The organism is Isoptericola sp. NPDC057391 (assembly GCF_042668085.1).
GTDB lineage: Bacteria > Actinomycetota > Actinomycetes > Actinomycetales > Cellulomonadaceae > Isoptericola.
Genome location: NZ_JBHVBO010000208.1, coordinates 1 through 6,844 on the forward strand (window position 1 = coordinate 1; position 6,844 = coordinate 6,844).

General features: G+C 77.2%; 6 protein-coding genes. 4 read left to right on the plus strand and 2 right to left on the minus strand.

What is annotated here, in order from left to right; translation table 11 throughout:
* Nucleotides 1-63 precede the first annotated feature (63 nt).
* Nucleotides 64-990 carry a DinB family protein gene (locus tag ACFUVW_RS18465; RefSeq protein ID WP_430572765.1) on the plus strand — a complete coding sequence of 309 codons (927 nt, stop codon included), beginning with the start codon at nucleotides 64-66 and terminating at the stop codon, nucleotides 988-990.
* 67 nt (nucleotides 991-1,057) lie between these two features.
* A complete protein-coding gene (locus ACFUVW_RS18470) occupies nucleotides 1,058-1,480 on the plus strand; it encodes a hypothetical protein (RefSeq protein WP_430572766.1) in 423 nt (140 codons plus the stop codon).
* Between the two features lie 11 nt (nucleotides 1,481-1,491).
* On the opposite strand, the gene ACFUVW_RS18475 is transcribed toward ACFUVW_RS18470, so the two are convergent.
* Complete coding sequence (locus ACFUVW_RS18475; protein ID WP_430572767.1) at nucleotides 1,492-4,275, minus strand: AAA family ATPase; 2,784 nt, start codon at nucleotides 4,273-4,275, stop codon at nucleotides 1,492-1,494.
* Between the two features lie 126 nt (nucleotides 4,276-4,401).
* Between ACFUVW_RS18475 and ACFUVW_RS18480 the strand changes: the two genes are divergently transcribed.
* Nucleotides 4,402-5,502, plus strand: coding sequence for a class I SAM-dependent methyltransferase (locus ACFUVW_RS18480; protein WP_430572768.1), 1,101 nt, complete (start codon nucleotides 4,402-4,404; stop codon nucleotides 5,500-5,502).
* Nucleotides 5,503-5,574: 72 nt separating this feature from the next.
* Here the strand turns inward: ACFUVW_RS18480 and ACFUVW_RS18485 are convergent, their stop codons facing one another.
* Complete coding sequence (locus tag ACFUVW_RS18485) at nucleotides 5,575-6,228, minus strand: dihydrofolate reductase family protein (protein WP_430572769.1); 654 nt, start codon at nucleotides 6,226-6,228, stop codon at nucleotides 5,575-5,577.
* A gap of 138 nt (nucleotides 6,229-6,366) precedes the next feature.
* On the opposite strand from ACFUVW_RS18485, the gene ACFUVW_RS18490 reads away from it, so the two are divergent.
* The coding region (locus ACFUVW_RS18490) for an HNH endonuclease (protein WP_430572770.1) at nucleotides 6,367-6,844 on the plus strand (478 nt) is incomplete at its 3' end.

Genomic DNA, 6,844 nt, shown 5'->3' on the forward strand with positions numbered 1-6,844 from the left:
AACCCCGCCCGGGGACGTGCGCAGCCGCATGCCCGGCGACCTCTTCCGGGGCAGGATCGGAGGATGTCCACGACGCTGCGCGAGCTCCTGCTGGGCCAGGTCGAGTTCTACTGGGACGCGCACCTGTGGCCCCGGCTGCAGGGGCTCACCGACGACGAGTACCTCTGGGAGCCGGTCGAGGGCGCGTGGAGCCTGCGGCGCGACGACGCCGGCACGGTCCGGATCGAGCTGACGCCGGTGGACCCGCCGGTGCCACCGGTGACGACGATCGCATGGCGCGCCGCGCACCTGGGGCGCGACGTCTGGGGCAAGCGGGGCCGCGCGCTCTTCGGTCCGACGCCGGCCCCCGAGGACGCCGACATGTTCGACCCGCGCCACTGGCCGGAGCCCCTGCCGCTCACGGCCGACGGGGGCCTCGACCTGCTGCGGGAGGGCTACGAGCTGTGGCGCGGCCACCTCGCGCGCCTCGACGACGACGCCCTCACCCGGCCGCTCGGGCCCCGCGGCGGACCGTACGCCGAGGACTCCCTGGCCGCGCTCGTCGTGCACCTCAACCGCGAGGCGATGGCGCACGGCGCCGAGATGTGCCTGCTGCGCGACCTCTACCGCGCGCAGCGTCGGCGCCGCGACCCCGTCGTCGCCGCGGCGCTCGGGGGCAGCGCGGCCGACGTCGAGCGGATGCTCCGGCTCGACGGCGGCCTGGACGACCTGCCCGACCGGCACCCGACGCTGGTCGTGGAGCTGGCCGGCCTCGGCCGCTGGGACGCGGTGCGGTCGCTCGTGGAGCGCGGCTTCCCGGTCACGGTCGCCGCCGACGACGGCAGCACGGCGCTGCACCACGCGGCGAGCACCGGCACCCCGGACGATGCGCGGCTGCTGCTCGCACGGGGCGCGGACCCGCACGCCGTCGACGGGCGCTTCGGGACGACGCCGGAGGGCTGGGCGCAGTATCTGGGCCGCACGGAGCTGGCGGAGCTGCTCGCCGGCTGAGCCGCCGGACGGAGGGCTGTGGATAACCCCGGCGGACGTCGAGCCCGGTGCGGCAGGGTGACGGCGCATGGACACCATCACCCCGTTCCGCCCGGGCGACGAGGTCGCCGACGACGCCGAGCTGCTGGAGCTCGCCCACTTCCTCGCAGGAGGCGTCCACCCGCGACGCCGCACCCTCACCGTCACCTGGCTGGACGCCGACGACCGGCTCCTGGGACTCGCCCTCCCCGTGGACGACGTGCCCCGGCGGCCGGACGCCGCAGCCCTCGTCGGCCTGGGCACCGTGCTGCGCAGCGTCGTCGACGACGAGGCGCCCGGCGGCTGCGCCGTCGTCGTGCTGGAGCGCCCGGGCGACGCCACCCTCACCTCCGACGACCGGGCCTGGAACCGCGACCTGCGCGAGCAGGCCGACGCCCAGGGCGTGCGGCTGCGCGGGTTCTTCGTCGCCGCCGGCGGGACGGTGCGGCCGCTGGCGCTCGACGACGCGTGACGGCGCGACCGTCATCGACCCGGACCGTCGCGCGCCGCGATCGTGCGACGAAGGTCCTCGCGCGAGTGGATGCCGAGCTTCAGGTACACCTTGCGCAGGTGGTACTCGACCGTCTTCGGCGACAGGAAGAGCGCGGCCGCCGCCTCGCGGGTGGTGTGCCCGTCCGCGAGGAGGAGCCCCACCTGGAGCTCCTGCGCGGTGAGCTCGGCCCGCCACCCGTCGCCGGAGCGCCGGACGACCTCGCCGGTCGCGGTGAGCTCCGAGGCGGCGCGTGCGGACCAGGCCGCCGCACCCAGCCGCTCGAAGGTCGCGAGCGCCGCCCGCAGGTGCCCGCGCGCCGCGACGCGGTGCCCGGACCGGCGCAGCCGCTGGCCGTACGCGAGCCGCGTGCGGGCCGTCTCGAACACGTCGGGGGTGCGCGCGTGCAGCGCGAGGGCCGCGTCGAACGACGCGTCGGCCCCGTCGCCGCCGTCGGCACCGTCAGCGACGAGCCCGGTGGCGCGGCTCGCCCGGGCGAGCGCCCACGGGCTCCCCTTGGCGCGGGCCGCGGCGGCGTACGGCGGCACCCGACGCCGCGCCCCGGCCAGGTCGCCCTCCCGGACCAACGCCTCCACGAGCTCCGGCACGGGCGCGAGGTCGACGTCGTCCATCCCGTACCGCTCGAGCAGCGTCTCGAGGTCGGTGAGCTCCGCGACGGCGACGGTGACGTCGCCACGGGACAGCGCGAGGTCCCCCAGGGCGAAGTGCACCCAGGCCTCCAGCAGGTGCATGTCCCCGCCCCGGCAGAGCTCCAGCGCCTCGTCGGCGTCGCCCCGGCAGCGGGCCGCGTCCCCCTGCCGGGCCGCGTGCCAGCACCGGCCCGCCAGCGCCGCCGCGAGCGGTCCGCGCTGGCCGGTCTCGCGGGCGATGTCCACCGCGAGCGAGTACTCGGCCGTCGCCCGGTCCCACGTGTCGCCCGTCGCGTGGCCGCGGGCCGCCAGGAAGAGGAGGCCGGGCAGCTCCGCGACCGTCGCCGCGCGACGCACCTCCGGCACGCGGTCCGCGAGGGCTGCGGCCCCCGACGCGTCCCGCAGGTACAGGGGCACGATCATCAGCCACCGCCACCAGCGCGGGTCGGACGCGAGGCCCGCGTCCGCCTCGAGGATCGGGACGGCGGCCTCCACCTCGGCGATCCCGCCCCGCCCGGCGAGGACGCGCGCCGTGCCGCAGCCGAGCAGCGCCAGGGCTCGGGCCCGGGCCGTGGTCGTGGCGGGCACCAGGGCCTCGAGCTCAGCCGCGAGCTCGAGGGAGACGGCGGTCCCGCCCAGGAAGAACGCGACGTAGACGGCGTCGGCGAGCACGTGCACGCGGTCGTCGGGCGACGCCGTCTCCGCCGCGAGCCGGCGGAGCATGGCGACCGCGTCGCCCAGGGCCCCGGTGCGCGCGGCGACGCCGGCGCGCAGCTCGAGCGCTCCCCTGGCCACGGCGGGCTCGGGGGACTGCTCGCCGAGCTCGTCGAGCAGGCGCAGCGCGCCCCGCGCGTCCCCCGCGGCCCAGGTCGCGCCCGCCGCGCGCAGCAGCCGGTCGCCGCGCCGCGCGGCGCTCGGGCTCAGCGCCGCCGCCCGCCGGTACGCGGCCGACGCGACGGCGTGCCCCGCCCGCGCCGCCGCGCGGTCGCCCGCGGCATGGAGCAGGTCGGCCACGGCCGCCTCCGGGCCTCGGACGGACTCCGCGAGGTGCCACGCGCGTCGGTCGTCGTCCCGGCGCGGCAGGGCGGTCGCGACCGCCCGGTGCGCCGCCCGTCGTCCGGCCGCCGGGGCGCCGGTGTAGACGACGGACCGCAGCAACGGGTGGCGGAACGCGAGCCGCCCGGCGCCGACCGTCACGAGGCCGGCGTCCTCGGCCGCGTCGAGGGCGGCGAGGTCCAGCCCGAGGGTCTCGGCGGCGGCCGCGGTCAGGGCCAGGTCGCCGCCGGCCACCGCCGCCACGAGCAGGACCTCCCGCGCGGGGGCGGGCAGGCGGCCCACGCGCCGCGAGAAGGCCCGGGTGATGGTCTCCGGCACGGTCGACGGCATGCCCGAGACCTCGGGCCACAGCGGGCCCGGGTGGGTCGCGAGCTCGATCAGCGCGAGGGGGTTGCCCGCCGACCGCCCGTACAGCTCGGTGAAGCGTGCGGCCGGCACCGGCCCCCCGACCGCACGTTCCACGAGCGCCCGGGCAGGCGCCTCGTCCAGCCCCGTGAGCCGGACGACCGGGAGGCCCGCGACGAGGTCGTCGGCCTCGGGCGTCCGGGCCGCGAGGACCATCGCGACCCGGTCGGCGCCCAGCCGCCGGGCGGCGAAGACGAGGGCCTGCGCCGACGGCGCGTCGAGGTCGTGCAGGTCGTCGACGATCACGACGACGGGGCCCTCCTCCGCGCAACGTGTGAGCATCCCGAGCGTCGCGGCGCCGACGGCCAGCCGGTCGCCTGTCGCGGGCAGCGCGCCACCGCCGGCCGCGAGCGCCGACGTCAGCGCACCCGCCTGGCGGGCCGGCAGCTCGTCGAGCCGGTCGAGGCAGCCCGCGAAGAGCTGGGACAGGCCCGCGAACGGGATCTCGGACTCCGCCACCGTGCCCGTGGCGCGCAGCACGCGCGCCGCCGTGGGCGCCGTCGTGCCGGGGTGCCTCGCGCCGAGCACGGTCGCCGTGTGCTGGAGCAGCGCGCTCTTGCCGACGCCCGGTTCGCCGAGGAGGACGAGGCGCCCCGCCTCCCCGAGCCGGGCCCCGGCCAGGAGCCGGTCGATCGTCGCGACCTCGGCGTCGCGCCCCAGGAGCACCCATCGAGTCTAGGCAGCGCGGCATCACCAGGTGGGGCCCCTGACGCGGGTTCACCCGTGCCGTCCCTACCGTCGCCAGCAGGAGGCTGCCGGCGCCCCGCCGGCGCCCGACGGACGGAGAGAACGATGACCGACACCCAGGTACCCGGCCCGGGCACCGCGCCCGCGCCGCAGGTCGACACCGACGCCCTCATGGCGTTCGTGTTCCGCGCCGTGGAGGAGGCGGGCGCCACCCTCAACGCCGGTCTCGTGGTGATGGGCGACAAGCTCGGGTACTACCGCGACCTCGCCGCGCACGGGCCCAGCACGCCCGCGGAGCTCGCCGCGCGGACGGCGACGGCCGAGCCGTACGCCCGCGAGTGGCTCAACGCGCAGGCCGCGGGCGCGTACGTGACGTACGACCCGGGGTCGGGCCGGTACACGCTGCCGCCCGAGCAGGCGGTCGCCCTCACGGTCGAGGACAGCCCGGCGTTCCTCCCGGGTCTGTTCCAGATCGCGCTCGGCACCGTGCACGACACGGACCACATCCTGGCGGCCGCGCGCTCGGGAACGGGGTTCGGCTGGCACGAGCACGGCGTGGACGTGCACGTCGGGTGCGAGCGGTTCTTCCGCCCGGGCTACCACGCGAACCTCGTCGAGGCGTGGCTGCCCGCCCTCGACGGCGTCGTGGACCGGCTGACCGAAGGCGCGACGGTCGCCGACGTCGGCTGCGGGCACGGCTCGTCGACGATCCTCATGGCCCAGGCGTTCGAGGGCTCGACGTTCGTGGGCTACGACTACCACGAGGGGTCGGTCGCGACGGCGCACGAGCGGGCCGAGGCGGCGGGCGTGGGCGACCGCGTCCGCTTCGAGGTGGCGTCGGCGCAGGACTTCCCCGGCACCGGGTACGACCTCGTGACGATGTTCGACGCCCTGCACGACATGGGAGACCCCGTCGGCGCGGCCCGGCACGTCCACGACGCGCTCGCCGACGACGGCACCTGGATGGTCGTCGAGCCGATGGCCGGTGACCGCGTGGAGGACAACCTCAACCCCGTGGGTCGCGCGTACTACGGCTTCTCCACGCTGCTGTGCACGCCCACGTCGCTGGCGCAGGACGTCGGCCTGGCGCTCGGCACCCAGGCCGGGCCCGCGCGCATCCGCGACGTCGTCACCGCCGGCGGGCTCACCCGGTTCCGCGAGGTCGCGCGCACGCCGTTCAACCTGGTCTTCGAGGCGCGGCGGTGACGGCCCCGCTCGGTAGTCGCCACCCGGTGGTCGCCCCGGTGGTCGCACCCGGGCGACGCGGCCGTCGACCGCTCAGTCGACGCGCACCGACTGCGCGCCGTCGACGACGTCGGCGGTGCCGTGCCGCAGCGGGCGCGGCTCGAGCTCCAGGAACACCAGCCCGCTGTCGGCGAGGCGCGACCGGGTGACGGCGAAGCCGCTCGGCGCGGCGCCGTCGTCGAACAGGCGCGTGCCGGAGCCGACGACAACGGGCGCGACGACCAGGCGCCAGACGTCGACGAGCCCCAGGTCGTGCAGGGTGCTGGCCAGCCGCGCGCTGCCGTGCACCTGCAGCTCGCCGTCGGGGCCGTCCTTGAGCGCCCGCACCTGGGCGGCGAGGTCGGCGTCGTCGGCGGGGTGGAGGACGGTCGTCCCGGCCCACTCGGGGTCCCGCAGGGTCGAGGAGACGACGTAGCGCGGGCCGGCGTCGATGCGGGCGGCGAGGGCGTCGTCCGGGTCGGTGACCTGCCCCCAGGACGCCCAGAACATGTCGTAGGTGGTGCGGCCGAGCAGGAAGGCGTCGACCTCGGCGAACCAGCCGTCCACGACCTCCCCGAACACCGGGTCCGTGGTGAACGGGACGAACCAGCCGCCCTCGGTGAAGCCGCCGCGGGTGTCCTCCTCGGGCCCGCCCGGACCCTGCACGATCCCGTCGAGCGAGGTGAAGATGTTGACGCTGAGCCTCATGGGAACCTCCGTCGTCGGCCGCCCGGCCGGCCTTTGCCCTGGACTTCCGCGCCTCGGCGGCATACTTTCACCTCGGCAGCATGCTGTGACCGGATTCACACACACGCTACCGGACCGACGGGTGGAGGGAGCAGGGCCGTGGCCGACGTCCTGGTGCTCAACGCGGGCTACGAGCCGCTGCACCGCGTGTCGGTCAAGCACGCCATCACGATGCTCGTCCGCGAGGTGGCCGTCGTCGAGGAGGCGGTGGAGGGCCACCGCTTCGGCCCGTACCCGCTGCCCCGCGTGCTGCGCCTGGTGCGGTACGTCGCGATGCGCTGGCGCTACCGCAGCGCCGGGCGGCCGGCGGTCACCAAGGACGGCGTGAAGCGGCGCGACGGCGCGTGCGCGTACTGCGGCGGCCCGGCCGAGACGGTGGACCACGTGATCCCCCGCTCCCGCGGCGGCGACTCGTCGTGGCTCAACCTCGTCGCGGCGTGCGAGCCGTGCAACGGGCGCAAGGCCGACCGCACGCCGCTGGAGGCCGGCATGCCGCTGCTGCTCGCGCCGTTCGTGCCGCCCGCGGAGCACGGGCTCGTGCGCCGGCGACGGCGCGCTGCCGCGACGGCCGCGGCCT

Bases quoted from the DNA above. Each gene is read 5' to 3' on its own strand.
- ACFUVW_RS18465 (WP_430572765.1), top strand. From the start codon at position 64: ATGTCCACGACGCTGCGCGAGCTCCTGCTGGGCCAGGTCGAGTTCTAC.
- ACFUVW_RS18470 (WP_430572766.1), top strand. From the start codon at position 1,058: ATGGACACCATCACCCCGTTCCGCCCGGGCGACGAGGTCGCCGACGAC.
- ACFUVW_RS18480 (WP_430572768.1), top strand. From the start codon at position 4,402: ATGACCGACACCCAGGTACCCGGCCCGGGCACCGCGCCCGCGCCGCAG.
- ACFUVW_RS18485 (WP_430572769.1), bottom strand. From the start codon at position 6,228: ATGAGGCTCAGCGTCAACATCTTCACCTCGCTCGACGGGATCGTGCAG.